12 protein-coding genes and 10 pseudogenes are annotated in these 13,141 nt (G+C 72.3%); 6 read left to right on the plus strand and 16 right to left on the minus strand.

Going from position 1 to position 13,141, the window contains the following annotated elements:
- The first annotated feature begins 126 nt into the window (after nucleotides 1-126).
- Nucleotides 127-306, plus strand: a complete 180-nt coding sequence (locus UK94_RS33120; protein WP_011605154.1) for a hypothetical protein — start codon at nucleotides 127-129, stop codon at nucleotides 304-306.
- Between the two features lie 72 nt (nucleotides 307-378).
- On the opposite strand, the pseudogene UK94_RS66550 reads toward UK94_RS33120, so the two are convergent.
- The 3 pseudogenes from UK94_RS66550 to UK94_RS66560 all read right to left on the minus strand — a co-directional run.
- Nucleotides 379-659, minus strand: a pseudogene (locus tag UK94_RS66550) (LLM class flavin-dependent oxidoreductase); the annotation flags it as partial.
- A 1-nt stretch (nucleotide 660) separates the two neighbouring features.
- A pseudogene (locus UK94_RS66555) lies at nucleotides 661-1,035 on the minus strand (LLM class flavin-dependent oxidoreductase); the annotation flags it as partial.
- Nucleotide 1,036: 1 nt separating this feature from the next.
- Nucleotides 1,037-1,398, minus strand: a pseudogene (locus UK94_RS66560) (MsnO8 family LLM class oxidoreductase); the annotation flags it as partial.
- A 412-nt stretch (nucleotides 1,399-1,810) separates the two neighbouring features.
- On the opposite strand from UK94_RS66560, the gene UK94_RS26670 reads away from it, so the two are divergent.
- The gene (locus tag UK94_RS26670) at nucleotides 1,811-2,248 is read left to right on the plus strand and encodes a nitroreductase/quinone reductase family protein (RefSeq protein ID WP_011605156.1); all 438 of its coding nucleotides are present in this window, start codon (nucleotides 1,811-1,813) and stop codon (nucleotides 2,246-2,248) included.
- A 66-nt stretch (nucleotides 2,249-2,314) separates the two neighbouring features.
- Here the strand turns inward: UK94_RS26670 and UK94_RS66565 are convergent.
- From UK94_RS66565 to UK94_RS66575, 3 genes and pseudogenes are all read right to left on the minus strand, one after another.
- The coding region (locus UK94_RS66565) for an SDR family oxidoreductase (RefSeq protein ID WP_235490027.1) at nucleotides 2,315-2,812 on the minus strand (498 nt) is incomplete at its 5' end.
- 1 nt (nucleotide 2,813) lies between these two features.
- A pseudogene (locus UK94_RS66570) lies at nucleotides 2,814-3,142 on the minus strand (SDR family NAD(P)-dependent oxidoreductase); the annotation flags it as partial.
- A 472-nt stretch (nucleotides 3,143-3,614) separates the two neighbouring features.
- Nucleotides 3,615-4,206 (minus strand): annotated as a pseudogene (locus tag UK94_RS66575) (dihydrodipicolinate reductase); the annotation flags it as partial.
- A gap of 259 nt (nucleotides 4,207-4,465) precedes the next feature.
- Here UK94_RS66575 and UK94_RS26685 point away from each other — a divergent pair.
- Nucleotides 4,466-5,110, plus strand: a complete 645-nt coding sequence (locus UK94_RS26685) for a DsbA family oxidoreductase (protein ID WP_041939436.1) — start codon at nucleotides 4,466-4,468, stop codon at nucleotides 5,108-5,110.
- A 433-nt stretch (nucleotides 5,111-5,543) separates the two neighbouring features.
- Here UK94_RS26685 and UK94_RS26690 read toward each other — a convergent pair whose 3' ends face one another.
- Nucleotides 5,544-5,975: an Hsp20 family protein gene (locus UK94_RS26690; RefSeq protein ID WP_011605162.1), complete on the minus strand. Its 432-nt coding sequence runs from the start codon at nucleotides 5,973-5,975 to the stop codon at nucleotides 5,544-5,546.
- A gap of 151 nt (nucleotides 5,976-6,126) precedes the next feature.
- Here UK94_RS26690 and UK94_RS26695 point away from each other — a divergent pair.
- A partial coding sequence (locus UK94_RS26695) for a helix-turn-helix transcriptional regulator (protein WP_235490028.1) occupies nucleotides 6,127-6,428 on the plus strand: 302 nt, incomplete at its 3' end.
- Between the two features lie 161 nt (nucleotides 6,429-6,589).
- Here the strand turns inward: UK94_RS26695 and UK94_RS26700 are convergent.
- From UK94_RS26700 to UK94_RS66610, 7 genes and pseudogenes are all read right to left on the minus strand, one after another.
- Nucleotides 6,590-7,348, minus strand: a 759-nt coding sequence (locus UK94_RS26700) for a zinc-binding dehydrogenase (protein ID WP_235490030.1), incomplete at its 5' end; no start/stop codon positions are given.
- A gap of 1 nt (nucleotide 7,349) precedes the next feature.
- Nucleotides 7,350-7,525 (minus strand): annotated as a pseudogene (locus UK94_RS75165) (alcohol dehydrogenase catalytic domain-containing protein); the annotation flags it as partial.
- Nucleotides 7,526-7,679: 154 nt separating this feature from the next.
- Nucleotides 7,680-7,990: SDR family oxidoreductase (locus UK94_RS66585; RefSeq protein WP_235490032.1), on the minus strand; the 311-nt coding region annotated here is incomplete at its 5' end.
- A gap of 1 nt (nucleotide 7,991) precedes the next feature.
- Nucleotides 7,992-8,131: pseudogene (locus UK94_RS66590) on the minus strand (SDR family NAD(P)-dependent oxidoreductase); the annotation flags it as partial.
- 1 nt (nucleotide 8,132) lies between these two features.
- Nucleotides 8,133-8,465, minus strand: a pseudogene (locus tag UK94_RS66595) (SDR family NAD(P)-dependent oxidoreductase); the annotation flags it as partial.
- 23 nt (nucleotides 8,466-8,488) lie between these two features.
- On the minus strand, nucleotides 8,489-8,946 hold a 458-nt coding region (locus UK94_RS66600), incomplete at its 5' end, for an SAM-dependent methyltransferase (protein WP_235490034.1).
- Between the two features lie 22 nt (nucleotides 8,947-8,968).
- Nucleotides 8,969-9,346, minus strand: a pseudogene (locus UK94_RS66610) (SAM-dependent methyltransferase); the annotation flags it as partial.
- A gap of 1,290 nt (nucleotides 9,347-10,636) precedes the next feature.
- Between UK94_RS66610 and UK94_RS26720 the strand changes: the two are divergent.
- A complete protein-coding gene (locus UK94_RS26720) occupies nucleotides 10,637-11,524 on the plus strand; it encodes a LysR family transcriptional regulator (protein WP_041939438.1) in 888 nt (295 codons plus the stop codon).
- A 166-nt stretch (nucleotides 11,525-11,690) separates the two neighbouring features.
- A pseudogene (locus tag UK94_RS66615) lies at nucleotides 11,691-11,897 on the plus strand (phosphotransferase); the annotation flags it as partial.
- Nucleotides 11,898-12,146: 249 nt separating this feature from the next.
- Here the strand turns inward: UK94_RS66615 and UK94_RS26730 are convergent.
- Nucleotides 12,147-12,806, minus strand: coding sequence for an NAD(P)H-binding protein (locus UK94_RS26730; protein ID WP_011605171.1), 660 nt, complete (start codon nucleotides 12,804-12,806; stop codon nucleotides 12,147-12,149).
- A gap of 125 nt (nucleotides 12,807-12,931) precedes the next feature.
- The coding region (locus UK94_RS66620; RefSeq protein WP_235490036.1) for a Rieske (2Fe-2S) protein at nucleotides 12,932-13,141 on the minus strand (210 nt) is incomplete at its 5' end.

Raw genomic sequence — 13,141 nt, forward strand, 5'->3', positions numbered from 1 at the left:
TGGGGCCCCCGAAACGGAAACGGATTCCTGTTCCGGCGCCCGAGGCGGACGGACGGCGGGATCTCGAGAGGGCCCGCCGGGTCTCCCCGCCGGGGCGTCGGCCACGGCCTGGAGACGCTGGCCGCGTTGGGAGTGCCGTTCGAGGAGAACTGGATCAACGCGTGTTGCGTCTCCTTCGGCTACCCGACGGGGCGCTGGGCGGTCGCCCGTCGAGAACCCCCGCAGGCGGTGACGTATCGCAATCGTTGGCTCGCGCCGAGCGGCTTCGTCGGCACCGGCCCCCTGTGGCCCGACAGCGCGTCGTGATCGGAGCCGCCGAGCTGTCCCAGGCCGAAGGGCGCCGCCCGCAGTGAGGCGGCCGCTGCGGCGGCGGTGCGCTCAGGCGAGCTGGCGCCAGGCGTCGGCGAGGGCGGCGAAGCTGTCCCGGCGGCGGTCCCGGTCGAGGTTCGGGGTGACGACGACGATCTCGTCGACCTGGGCTTCCTGCTTGAGCTCCAGCAGCCGCCCCGCGACGGACTTCGGCGCACCGGTCACCATCCGGCCGTCGTCACCGCGGGCCGCGCGGAACTGGGGCGACCGGGCGAACGCGCGGATGTCGTCGGGGCGCAGCGGCTCGCGGATCCCGCGGGTGATGTTCTGGATCATCAGGGTCCAGGCGGNCTCGAACTCGCCGATCGCCTCCTCGTCGTCGCTGGCGAAGGCCAGCACGGACATCGCCGCGTACGGCGTCGCGCCGTCGGTGCGCGCGGTGAACTCGCGCCGGTAGGCCCGCAGCGCCTCCACGGCGAGATCCGGGCTCATGTGGTGCGCGAACACCGCGCTCAGGCCGTTGACGGCGGCGAAGCGCGGGCCGTACGGGCTCGACCCCAGCACGAACAGCTCGGGCCGCTCCTCGACCAGCGGCGCGGCCACGAGCTGCGCGTAGGGATGGCCGGCGGGGAAGCCGTCACCGAGGAACGCCAACAGCTCGCCGACCTGCCCGGGGAACTCCGCGCCCGGGTCGCCTGCCACCCCCCGGCGCAGCACGTGGGCCGTNAGCGGGTCGGTTCCCGGGGCCCGACCGAGCGCGAGGTCGATCCGCCCCGGGTACATCGCCAGCAGCGTCCGGAACGTCTCGGCGACCTTGAACGGCGCGTGGTTGGGCAGCATGATGCCGGCCGCGCCCACCCGGATGCGGGACGTGTGCGCGCCGACGTGGGCCGTCAGCAGCTCCGGGGCGCTGCACGCCAGGCTGGTCATGTTGTGGTGCTCGGAGACCCAGTACCGCCGGTAACCGGCCGCCTCGACGGCCTGGGCGATGCTCACCGCGCCGGCGATCGCGGCGCTCGGGCTCTCGCCGTGCTCGATCCCGACGAAGTCGAGAACGGCCAGCGGAAGGACGTCGTCAGCAACACTCACCCTCAGGTCAATTCCCCGTCCCGCGACCGCATTCCCGCCGCCGCCACCCAGGTGCGTGCGGTCGACGACGCCGCAGTCGCGGCCGGCCCCCTCCGGGGTGGGCGGGTTGCGGCACGTCCAGCCCGGCCCGAGCCCGCAGACCGTGCACGACGCACCGCATCCGAGCAGCGCAGCTGACGTCCCGCGGCACCGCCGGGGCGCAGCGAGTCGGCGGGTACCCCGCCGTCCGACCGCGGGCCGGACGTCGGGCGGCGGCGGGCCGGACGGCGGGCGCCGCCGGGAGGAAGGTCCCGCGGAGCCGGGTCCGGCTCGTCCCGTATTCAGAATGCCCGGCCGAGCGACCACGTGCCCCGACCGGGCGACGCATCAGCCCGATCGTCGGGTCACCAGCTGGGAAGAGAAAGCGGACACGATGAGCAGGAAGACCTTCACCGCCCAGGACATCGAGGACTACATCACCGAGTACCGGGCCACCGGCGGCAAGCCGACCGGCAGGTTCGCGGGGCCCACCCGGCTGCTGCTGCACAGCGGCCACGATGCCGACGGCACGCCGCACATCGTGCCGTTGAGCTACTTCGCCGACGCCGACGCCGACCGTTGCGTCGTGCTGGCCATCAACGACGGGCTCGACGAGGATCCGCGGTGGCTGCGGCACCTGCGCGCGCACCCGGAGGTCACCGCCGAGATCGGCAGCGACACCGTCCGGCTGACGGCCACGGAGATCCTCGGTGAGGAGCGCGACGCCATCTACGCGCGCCACGCCGAGACGTTCCCGATCCTGCTGGAGTTCCAGTCGGCGACGACCCGGGTCATCCCGGTCGTCGCGCTCACCCCGACCGGCGGCGCCTGACCCACTCGACGCCGCCGTCGCCGCCGCCTCGCTCCGCCCTCCTGGCCGGGAGCGAGGCGGCGCCGGTCAGTCGCCGAGGGCGGCGGCGCTCGCCGTGTCGGGCATCTCCAGGTGGCACGTGAGTCCGCCGTCGATCGGCAGCAGGACGCCGGTGATGAACGAGCCCTCGTCGGAGGCGAGGAACACCGCTCCGCTCGCGATGTCGCTGGACAGGCCAAGCCGAGGCAACATGATCGTCTTGCGGACGGGCGCCATCAGCGCCTCGTTCGCGACCATCTTCGTCATCTCCTCGCCGCCGGTGTTCGTGAAGCCGACGATGATGGCGTTCGAGCGGATGCCGTACTGGCCGTAGTCGACCGCGATCTGCCGGGTCAGCGAGTTGATCGCACCCTTGGAGGACTGGTAGCTCGGCCGCCCGGTGATCGACAGGACGCTGGAGGCCGCCGAGATGTTGATGATCGCGCCGCCGCCCGCCGCGATGAGGTGCGGGATGGCGTACTTCGCCGCCCAGAACGTCCCGTACAGGCCGATGCGGACGATCTCGTCGAAGACCTCGGTGCTGACNTCGGCGACCTTGGTGTCGGGCCGTCCCGGCCCGGTGAGGTGCGTCGCCGCCGCGTTGTTGACGACGGTCGTCAGCGAACCGTAGGTCGACACCGCCAGCTCGACCGCCGCGCGGACGTCGTCCTCCGACGCCGCGCTGCCGGCGGCGAACGTGACGTTCTCCCCGCGGGCCTTCGCCTCCTGCTCGATCTGCGAGCCGGCGTCCACCGAGCGGCCGGTGAAGACGACGGACGCGCCCTCCCGGGCGAACCGCTCGACGAACTCCCGGCCGATGCCCCGCGTGCCGCCCGTGATGAGGGCGACCTTGCCGGACAGGCGCTGCGCACTCATGACTGCAGCGCCCCGGACACCACGCCGACCGGCGCGGGCAGGTCGAGCACCGTGACCCAGCCGGTCTTCTGCGTGGCGGCGACGCCGGGCAGGCAGGCGACCGCGCGCGCGGCGTTGAGGGCGGCGACGTGGTCCGGACCGTCGTGCGAACCGGGCAGGCCGAACTGCAGCTCGATCGACGGGCTGCCCTCGACGACGACGCGCCAGTTGGGCTCGTCGTCGTCCTGGCGCCAGTCGTCGCCGAGGCCGAGCACCGCGCTCTGCTCGTTGACGAGCTCGTAGAACGGCTTGCCGTTGGAGTAGGCGGTCAGCGTCCACCGGGCCCCGGCGACGTGCCCCTTCGGGATGTGAAGGCCGCTGGGCTNCAGCGTGAGGTCCTCCGGCGCCGCGCCGAACTCCTTCTTCGTCAGCTTGGTGCCGTCGTACGGAATGCCGAGGGCCCGGGCGACGATCTGCGCGGACTGGCCGATGNACCACTGCCAGGACGCGTCGGCGAAGGAAAGCTCGCCGTCGAGGTCCACCTTCTCGGGGATCTCCTGGCCGAAGCCGAGGAACTCGCCGAGCTGGAAGGCCGACGGGTAGTGCGGGACGTGGTCCTTCTGCCAGGCGCGCACGTACGTCACGTCGGCGCTGTAGCCGGTGGCGAACAGCGGCAGGACGTCGCTGATCAGGCCGGGGATGTTGCCGCCGGCGATCAGGGCGGAGCCGCCCTCCTCGCCCGCGGCCTGAATCAGGTCGTACGAGGGTTCGCTCGGCAGGAACCAGCCGCCGTGACTGGAGTAGACGCTGGTGCCCGCGCGCATGAACCGCGCGATCAGCTCCGGCTGCCAGTCGATGCCGTGCCAGGCGAGGACGTCCGCCTTCAGCCCGATCAGCGCGTCGACGTCGCGGGTGGCGATGACGCCCGTGGGGGCGATCCCGACGATGTCGCCGGCGTCCTTACCATCCTTGTCCTCGCTGTGCACGAGAACACCGACGAGTTCGAACGCCGGGTTGCCCTGCACGAGCCGGACCACCGTGCTTCCGACCCCGCCGGTGTAGCCGACAACCACCCGTAATGCCATGCGTCGCCTCCGCGTTCACCTCTGCGCGTCCAACCGGACGTGCCGAGGGTCACACGCGTCGNCCAACCCAGTCAATCGACGGTCAGGAAGCTGAACACTTGTACAGCACCCGGAATCTCCCCGTCCGGCGCGGTGTTCACCTCCGGCGACGGTGGACGGCAGGGTCGCCGGTCGGGCCTGGTGCGCCCGCCGGCCGCGGGGTNGCAGCAGGTCGGCGCCCCGCGACGGGCCCGCGACGAGGAGGGTGACGGTCGGACNCATGCGCGTGGACATCTGGAGTGACGTCGTCTGCCCGTGGTGCTACATCGGCAAGGCGCGCTTCGAGCAGGCCCTGGCCGGTTTCGCGCACCGCGACGAGGTGAGCGTGGTGTTCCACTCCTACGAGCTGGACCCGACGCTGCCCCGCGGCGAGTCCGGCCCCCTGCGCGAGGCGCTGGCCGCCAAGTTCGGGCGCCCGGTCGAGGAGGTCGCCGCGATGGAGAACCGCGTCGCCGACGCCGCCCGCGGCGAGGGGCTGCAGTACACCGCCGACCGGCTCAGCGGGAACACCTTCGACCTGCACCGGCTGCTGCACCTGGCCACCGACGCCGGCCGGCAGGCCGAGGCGGTCAGCGCCCTGAACGCGGCCCACTTCGGCGCGGGCCGGCCGGTGTTCGACGCCGAGACCGCCGTCGAGGTCTTCACCGCCGCCGGCCTCGACGCCGCCGAGGTCCGCCGGGTCTGGAAGGGCGACGACTACACCGACGCGGTGCGCGCCGACGAACGCGCCGCCCGCGACCTCGGCATCACCGGGGTACCGTTCTTCGTCCTCGACGACGCCTTCGGCGTCTCCGGCGCGCAGCCCGTCGAGCTGTTCACCCAGGCCCTCGACCAGGCCTGGGCGCACCACCGGGCCGCCGTCTGAAGGCAGGTCTGGCCCCGGGTAAGGGCGCCCGGGGCCAGACCTGTGCGCGAGACGACGTGCTGAGGGAATCTCCTTGGGTCGTGAGTAGTGGCTAGGTCTCCCTTCGCCGTGCTGCTGCCTCGATGTCGGGGTTCGGGCTGCTGGGCGGCGCCCGCTGCCCGGCTCTGCGTTGGGGGCGTCGGGCGACCGGCGGTCCGGACGGGTGCGGGTGGGGACGGCACGCGGTCGGCGGTGGTCCCGGCGACGCTGGGCCCGGCACGGGTGGCCGCCCTGGCCTGCCCGTCGGAACGTCGCTGTCCCACCCGGCCGAGATGATCGCGTCGAACTCGGCGTGCAGCAGGTCGGGGTCGGCGCAGATCAGGTCGGCCAGTTGTGCCTCGACCGGCCGGACCGGCGCCGGCCCCGGTGGGGTCGTCATCGGTCCCGCCCCGGCTCAGGCGTGGATGGCCCGGCGGTCGTCGCTGGACGTCTCGATCGCGATCTTCCGGGGCTTGGCCTTTTCCGCGACCGGGATCCGCAGGGTCAGCACGCCGGCGTGGTAGCTGGCGGTGATCTTCTCGGTGTCCAGGTTGTCGCCCAGGATCAACTGGCGGCTGAACACTCCGCGGGGCCGCTCGGCGACCAGGACCTCGCGGTCTCCTCGCAGGGCCGGGCGTTGCGCCCGCACGGTCAGCACGTTGCGCTCGACGTCCAGATCCACGCTGGCGGGGTCAACCCCGGGCAGATCGAACTCCGCCACGAACTCCTCGCCGTCGCGCCAGGCGTCGATCGGCATCCCGCTCGGCCGGGCCACCGTGCCCAGGGTGCCGAGCACCTGCTGGCTCAGCCGATCCAGCTCCCGGAACGGGTCGGTGCGCACCAACATCGGAACTCCACCTCCACGATCACGATCTTGTAGACCAGCACGTCAGGTCATCCACTTATCTGTGGCTGCTGACATAGATTTTGTATAGCACCGGTGGCAGACTGAGGCAAGACCCCGGCCGGCCGTCCGGGCGAGTCCCTGGAGGCGCCCCGTGAGCCCGTCCGACGTCGACCCGGCCCAAGGGGTGTACGGGATCTCGGTGGCCGCCGATCTGGTCGGGATGGACCCGCAGAGCCTGCGCGCGTATGAGCGGCGCGGGCTGCTGGACCCGGCCCGCACCGGCGGAGGGACCCGCCGCTACAGCAGCGACGACCTGGCCCGGCTGCAACGGATCGGGCATCTACTCGCCGCCGGACTGAACCTCGCCGGCATCGCCAGGGTGCTCGAGCTGGAGACCGAGAACGCACGGCTGCGAGCCGCACTCGAGCTGACTCAGGCGGCGGACGTGAAGCCNCNACCTCGGCCGGACCGCCCTCGAGCCACGGACTGAGGCAGGACCGAGGCAGGACTAGGGCAGGAAGGCCGCGCCCGCGACGCGGACCGGCGCGGTGACGCGGACTACCCGTCCAACGGACTACCCGTCCAACGGACGGCCCGTCCAATGGACCGCCCGTCTAACGGACCGCCACGGTGCGCCCCTCGGCCTCGCCCCGGCGCAGGCGCTCGAGCCCGTCGGGGATGGCGTCGAAGCCGACGGTGGAGATGACCGGGTCGAGCGCGCCCGAGGCCAGCAGCGCATAGACCGCGACCAGGTCCTCCTTGGTGGCGCCGAGGGTGCCGCGCAGCTCCAGGCGGCGCACCACCAGGTCGACGATGCTGATGGTCGTCTCCGGCCGGCCCGCGCCGACCTGCACGACCCGGCCGCCGGGGCGGGCCGCGCTCAGGGCGAGCCGCGTGGTGCCGACGCCGGCGAAGTCGAACACCACGTCGAGGTCGAGGCCGGCGAACCGACCGGCGTCGGTGGTGAACGACGCCGCGCCCAGCAGGTCAGCCGTCGTCGCCAGCTCGGCCCGCACGTCGGTGACGTGGACCTCGCCACCGAGCAGGACGGCCACCCGGGCGCCGATCTGACCGAGGCCGCCGAGCCCGATCACGCCGACGCGACTGCCGCCGGCCACCTCGCCGACCGCGCTCACCGCGTGGTAGGCGGTCGCCCCGGCGTCGGTGGCGGCGGCGGCCTGCGCGTAGTCGACCCCGGCGGGCACCGGCACGAGCTCGTCGACCTGCGCCAGCGCCCGCTCGGCGTAGCCGCCGTCACGGCCCACCCCGGGACCGTCGTGCAGGACCGGGGCGATGCCGACCCGCTCGCCGACGGCGAAGCCCGTGACGCCGGCGCCGAGTTCGGCGACCACCCCGGCGATCTCGTGGCCGAGNACGATCGGGAGGTGCGACGGCATGCCCGGCACCTCGCCGTTCATGAAGGAGATGTCCGTGTGGCACAGCCCGGCCGCGCGAACGTCCACGACCACCTGGCCGGGCCCCGCCACCGGGTCGGGAAGCTCCACCGGCCGCAGGGGCTCCCCGGTCGCCACGAAATGCCACGCCTTCATCACGGTTCTCCTCGTCACGCGCCGCCCGCAGCGGTGGGAANTGGCCGCCTGGCGCCCCTATTCCCACTGGTGGGAGGGCTGACCCGGCCTCAGGGAGGCGGACGGGACGCGAGCTGACCAGGCGGCCGGGCGGGGGCTGACCGGCGCGGGCGGATCAGGAGTAGAGCGGGAAGCCGCCGGTGACCTTGAGCGTCTCGCCGGTGACGAAGCCGCCCTCGGCCGAGCACAGGTAGATCAGCGCCGCGACGATGTCGGCGACGCGGCCCTGGCGGTGGATGAGCTGGCGCTGGTCGATGATGTCCCGGACGAGCTCCGCGGGCAGGTCGGCCATCGCGCTCTCGGTGTCCATGAGCCCGGGTGAGATCGCGTTCACCCGGATGTTGTCGGGCGCGAACTCGGTGGCGAAGGCGACCGTCAGGCCACGGACGGCCAGCTTCGACACCGCGTACGGCGACGTCCCGAGGTNCGACGCCATCGACGAGATGTTGATGATCGACCCGCCGCCCCTGGCCGCCATCGACGGCCGGGCGGCCAGCGAGCAGTTCACGACGCCCATGACGTTCACGTCGAACAGCTCGCGCACGTCGTCGCGGGCCAGCGTCTGGANCGGCAGGTTGTACCGGGTCAGGTGCCGGCCCGCATTGTTGACCAGGATGTCGATCCCGCCGAAACGCTCGACGGCCGCAGCGACCGCCGCGTCGACGGTGTCCTCGGCGGCGACGTCGCACCGCACGGGCAGCACCGGGTGGCCGGCCTCGGTCAGGGCGGCCGCGGAACGTTCGGCGGCGGCGGCGTCGATGTCGGCGAGCACGATCGAGGCCCCGCGTTCGGCGAGTTCCCGGGCGAACGCGAGGCCGAAACCGGCCGCGCCGCCGGTGATGAAGGCGACGCGGCCGTCGAAGCGGCGGGCGGGCTCGTGGGTGCCTGACGGTGCGGTCATCGCATGAACCTCCGGCGCGGGGACTACGGCTTGCGGGCGACTGCGCCGTACGTGCCGACCTGAGCGTCGGCCAGTCCGTCCGTGGTGCCGTCGGCCCGCCAGCGCAGGACGTTGACCAGGCCGGGGTCGACGAACTCGAAGCCCTCGAAGAAGCGGAGCACCTCGTCGCGGGAGCGCAGGCGCGTCGGGATGCCCTGCTGCCGGTAGATCTCCGCGGCCGACTCCGCCTCCGCCGGGGCGAAGTCCGCCGTGCCATGCGTGAGCGACAGGAAGCTGCCCGACGGCAGAGCATCCGTCAGCGTACGGACCAGGCCATGCGGATCACCCTCGTCCGGGATGAAGTGGAGCATTCCGATCAGGGACAGGACAATGGGCTGCGTCAGGTCGAAGGTGTCACGCACCTCGGCGGAGGCCAGGATGCGTGCGGGGTCGTGGAAGTCGGCGTCCACATACGCGGTGCGACCCTCCGGGCTGCTGGTCANCAGCGCCCGGGCGTGCACGANCACAATCGGGTCGTTGTCGACGTAGACGACCCGGGAGTCCGGCGCGAGCTCCTGGGCGACCTCGTGCAGGTTCGGGCTGGTGGGAATGCCGGTCCCGATGTCGAGGAACTGCCGGACGCCCGCCTCCCTGGCCAGGTAGCGGGTCGCCCGCAGCATGAACGCCCGGTTCTGCTGGGTGGTGTTCTGGACGTCCGGGAAGACACTGATGATCTGCTCGGCGGCGGCCCGGTCGGCCGGGAAGTTGTCCTTCCCGCCGAGGAAGTAGTCATAGACCCGCGCCGAATGCGGGATGTCCATCTTCAGATCGGCCGCGATGAATCTCTGCGCCGCGGGAACATCCCGTGCCGCGCTCGACACCTCGTCCTCAGCCGTAGCCACCGCGACCGCCCTCTCCCCGTCTGACGCTCGTCAGACGCTCCGTGGACCTCACCTTAGCGGTCAAATCGCCCACAAGCAGTCATGGGTTCGGCCGTCCGGGGAGCCGGGCTCCCGCTGGGGAGAGGCTCTCGCGCACCTGCGCCCCGGACCGCCGTTTCGGTCGCCCGCACAGGGCCCGCAGCCCGGTCCGNCGTATGCGCCCTGACCTGGGATTTCACGCGCTACCGTGCCCGCTTCGGAGCCCGTGCTCCCCCGCGGAGGTGTCACGCGGGCACTGCGGGTACCTCCGTGACGCGGAACCGGGCCCTGATCATCGTCGTGATCACGGGCAGCGCGCTGGCCGCCGCGCTGGTCGTGGCGTCCCCNCTCCCNCGTACGAGCACCTCCCGCACGGCGTGATCGGAACCCTTGCGCACGATGACGTCGNCCCGCTCCCGGGTGGGCTGGATGTTCTCGACCAGGTTGACCTCGTTGATCTCCCGATAGCGCCTCGTCGCCTCCTCGGCGATCTCGGTCGCGGAAAGGCAGGCGTACCGACGAAGATGCGCGGGAGGATTTCCCTGTGCCGTCCGCAGGAGTGTCCGCAGGCGAGCCACATACCACCGGCGCAGATCGTCGAGGTCGGCGTCCACATACAGGGTGAGGTCGAAGAGGTCGTTGAGGTGCACTNCCGGGCCGCGGCCGTCCGGGCCGCGACACGACTGCAGCACGTTGAGACCTTCGACGATCAGGATGTCCTCCCGGNCCACCGTCACCGACCGGCCCGGCACCACGTCGTAGTGCTCATGCGAGTACACCGGGACTCGCACCTGCCGGCCCGCCCTCGCCGCCGTGAGGAACCGCAGCAGCGCCGCCTGGTCGTACGACTCCGGAAATCCCTTGCGATCCAGGATTCCGCGCCGCTCCAGGACCAGGTTCGGCTGGAGAAATCCGTCGGTCGTGACGCTGCCCGTGCTCNGGGCCGCCGGCCGGCGGGACAGCAGCTCGCCCAGCCTGCGCGCGATGGTNCTCTTTCCGACGGCGACCGGCCCGGCGATCCCGATGAGGAAGGGCATTGTCGGCTCTCTCCCCGGTCCTGGCTGTCCGCCGTCGCACTGTCGGGGTCGGCACCCGCCCGGCGGCACCCGGGCAGCCGTGGCCGGGACCCGGGTCCCTGGACACGCCGCCTGCGAGGCCGCGGACGGGTTGCCGCCACGCTTCCGATTCCGTGCACCGTCATCGTGCGGCGAATCTGGACCCAAGTCAATCGACGGGTTTTATCGAGCTGACCCAAGTGATAGCTTGGGTCAGGTGACCCTCGAGGATCTCCGGGTGTTCGTCGCCGTCTGTGCTGCCGGCAGCCTGGCCAGCGTCGCCCGGGACAGCTCCCGATCCCAGTCCGCCGTGAGTCAGCACGTGAAGCGGCTCGAGCGGGCGACGGGCCTGACGCTCCTCGAGCGGCAGCCGCGCGGAGTGGTGGCGACGCCCGCCGGTCGGCTGCTGTACCTGGCCGCCCTGAGCGCCACCGCCTCGCTGGACGACGCACTGCAGCACCTGGACGACCTTCGCCGCGGCGTCGGCGGGGCCGTCCGGATCACCACCGGCGGTGTCACCGTGCGGCACTTCATGGCCGAGGCCGTCGTCGCGTTCCGTGCGCGCTATCCGAAGGTGACGCTGGAGTTCCACGCGGCGAACTCGACCCAGCACTGTGTCCAGATCCTGCAGGCGGGCCAGGTCGACCTGGCCTGGATCACGCTGGGTCAGCCGCTGCCCGGCATCGAGCAGCGATCCGTGATCGACCTTCCGTGGGTGCTCGTCGTGCGCCCCGACGACCCGCTCGCGCAGCGCGCCGTGATCCGGCCGGAGGATCTGGGCCACATCAGTTACATTGCTCAGCCCGAGAACTCGACCTCGCGTCTGCGACTCGAGGAAAGCCTCGTCCGACTCGGCGTCAGCCCCCCGGCACCGGCGGGAATCGCCGACTGGGACACGGCCCTTCTCCTCGCCGAACTCGGCACCGCCCCGGCCATCCTCCCGGCGCTGCCCGGACCCACGTCGCTGCCGGAAAGCCGTACCAGGACGATCCCGATTCCCGCTCTCACCCCACTCGCCGTGGGCTGGGCGGCCCGCAGCTGGCCGGCGCTGTCGCCCTACGCCACCGAGTTCGCCGACACCGTCGCCGCCACCCTGACGCCGTAGACTGCGCGGCATGTCGCAGGGTCCCGAGCGCGACCTTTACGTCGTCACCGGCATCTCGGCCAGCGGAAAGTCGACGGTGGCCCGACTGCTTTCGGACCGCCTCTCGCCGAGTGTTCTGGTCGAGGGCGACGTGCTGNGGGTGATGGTCCGCAACGGTCGCGAGGAAATGACCGCCCAACCCACCGCGCCGGCTCTGGCCCAGCTCGATCTGCGGTATCGACACGCCGCCATGATCGCCGACTCCTGTAGTCGGGAAGGGTTTCACACCGTCGTCGAGGACGTGATTGTCGGCCGACTCCTGGAGACATTCCTGTCGTACCTGCGAAGCCGTCCGCTGCGGCTCGTGATCCTGGCTCCCGACGTCGACGTGGTGNGACGACGAGAGGCAGGGCGCGACAAGGTCGCGTACGGCACCCGGTGGAGTCCCGCCCAGCTCGACGCGGTCCTGCGCACCGAGACACCGCGCGTCGGCCTATGGCTGGACAGCGGTGCGCTGACGCCGGAGCAGACGGTCGACGAGATCCTGCGCCGCCGCGACGAGGCCCTGCTGCCGGACCCGGGCCCGGGCTCGGGCTCGGCGGCGTAGGAGGCGGGAGTCGGGCGCCGGGTGTCGCCGCGGGACCTACGCCTCGAGGACGACGACGACGTCGCGCTCCTTCGCGTCGACGAGGACGTCACAGACCCGCTCGCCGATGACGTCGGAGCCGAGCATGCCCGGGCCCGGCTCGCCGGGCTGGCCGAAGCCGTGGACCATGGCACGGATCATGACCTCGCGAACCAGCACCTCGCTGGCGCGGGCCTCCCGCTCCAGGTGCCGGTAGAGCATCCGCTGCGCGGCCTGGGCCATCGACACCACGCCCATCCCGCGGGCCGGGATGTCCGCCATGCCGCCGCCCATGCCCAGGTAGACCGCGCCGGCCGACAGTGCCGGCAGGAAGGTGGTCGCCGCGCTCAGGTGCAGCCGCAGGTAGGGGCCGAGGTGGTCGTCGGCCTGCTGCCAGGTCGTCGCCAGGACCGGCGTGGGCGTCCACGGGATGTTCACGGCGACGACGACGGCGTCGGCCGAGGCCAGGTCCAGGCGCGCCGCCAGCTCGGCCGCCCGCTCGGCGTCGGCGACGCTGCCCACGACGGTCTTGACGCCGGCGAACTCCTCGGGCAGAGCGTCGAAGCCGACGGTGTCGCGGTCGACGGCCGTCACCTCCCAGTCCCGCTCGCGGGCTGCGGCGACGATGCCGCGCCCGACGTTTCCGGTCGCGCCGACGACGATGAGGGAGAAGGCCATGGAGGAAACCTAGCGAAGGATGCCGTCAGGTGTCCGAAGCAGCACAGGGGCAGGTCTCCGCCCGATGCCGGGCACCGGACACCCGACGGCCCGACGGCCCGACGTCGGACGTCGGACGCCGAACCTCAGCCGACCGGTACCCGGTCGGGTGAGGGACCGACGGGGTTGGCGCGCAGGGCCCGGACCTCCGAGCGGCGCAGCTCCACCCGCCCGCCGCGCTCGCGGACCTCGTAGACCGGCTGCGGGCGGGTCGCCGGCCCCTGGACGACGTCACCGGAGGTCAGAGCGAACCGGCTGCCGTGCCAGGGACACTGCACGCAGTCCCCGTCGCGGTC

The organism is Frankia sp. AvcI1 (assembly GCF_001420875.1).
GTDB classification, from domain to species: domain Bacteria; phylum Actinomycetota; class Actinomycetes; order Frankiales; family Frankiaceae; genus Frankia; species Frankia alni.